Origin of the sequence: Cysteiniphilum marinum, assembly GCF_014857925.1 — a bacterium.
Classification (GTDB): Bacteria; Pseudomonadota; Gammaproteobacteria; order Francisellales; family Francisellaceae; genus Caedibacter; species Caedibacter marinus.
The window spans coordinates 1-1,202 of sequence record NZ_JACYVZ010000105.1 but is presented as its reverse complement, the minus strand read 5'-3'; the positions used below and the strand labels follow the sequence as shown (position 1 = coordinate 1,202).

2 tRNA genes and 1 rRNA gene are annotated in these 1,202 nt (G+C 44.8%); all 3 read right to left on the bottom strand.

The annotated features are described in order from the left end of the window. Positions 1 to 770 (bottom strand): 23S ribosomal RNA (locus IE867_RS14495); the annotation flags it as partial. Between the two features lie 224 nt (positions 771 to 994). After that, a tRNA-Ala gene (locus tag IE867_RS14490) sits at positions 995 to 1,070 on the bottom strand. An 8-nt stretch (positions 1,071 to 1,078) separates the two neighbouring features. Further along, positions 1,079 to 1,155 (bottom strand) — tRNA-Ile (locus IE867_RS14485). Between the last annotated feature and the right edge of the window lie 47 nt (positions 1,156 to 1,202).

Here is a 1,202-nt window from a genome sequence, read left to right as displayed (position 1 = left end):
CTCCGATCCACAACTCATCCCATAATTTTGCAACATTACCGGGTTCGGTCCTCCAGTTGGTGTTACCCAACCTTCAACCTGGTCATGGATAGATCGCGTCGGTTTCGGGTCTACTCCTAGCGACTAACCGCTCTATTAAAACTCGCTTTCGCTACGGATCCCTTATTCAGTTATCCTCGCCACTAAAAGTAACTCGCTGACCCATTATACAAAAGGTACGCCATCACATCTCTTAAAAATGCTCTGACTGCTTGTACGCAAACGGTTTCAGGTTCTATTTCACTCCCCTTATCGGGGTTCTTTTCGCCTTTCCCTCACGGTACTGGTTCACTATCGGTCAGTCAGTAGTATTTAGCCTTGGAGGATGGTCCCCCCATCTTCAAGCAAGATTTCACGTGTCCCGCTCTACTTGTTCGCATACCTAGTTCCACGCATAAATTTTCGTCTACAGGGCTATCACCTGCTATGGCCATCCTTCCCAGAATGTTCAACTAATATATACGCTAAAATATGCCAGGCTCTTCCCCGTTCGCTCGCCGCTACTGAGGGAATCTCGGTTGATTTCTTTTCCTATGGGTACTTAGATGTTTCAGTTCCCCACGTTCGCTCCTAAATAAATTAGGTAACCAGTAAACTGGTTGGGTTCCCCCATTCAGACATCTCCGGATCAATGCTTATTTGCCAACTCCCCGAAGCTTTTCGCAGGCTATCACGTCTTTCATCGCCTCTGACTGCCAAGGCATCCGCCGTTTGCGCTTATTCTCTTGGTCATTACTCTATAATAAATTGTTAAAGATCTCTTCTTGTGCTCAAGACATTCACCTGATCTGCGTTGCTTCAAATCATTCAAGCAATCATTTATTTATATAAACTCTTGCTTTCATTCTTCTCGCGCCTTGATCAGATAAATCTCTTTAGCACAATATAATAATTAAAATTAAGTTAAATTAAATCAAAACACTCTTTGAACCTTAATTAAATATCGATGCGTAGATGGTGGAGCCAAGCGGGATCGAACCGCTGACCTCCTGCGTGCAAAGCAGGCGCTCTCCCAGCTGAGCTATGGCCCCAATAAAATTGGTGGGTCTGAGTAGACTTGAACTACCGACCTCACCCTTATCAGGGGTGCGCTCTAACCAGCTGAGCTACAGACCCAATCTACTGAAAAAACATCAATTGTAAACACTTAAACACTTCTCGCT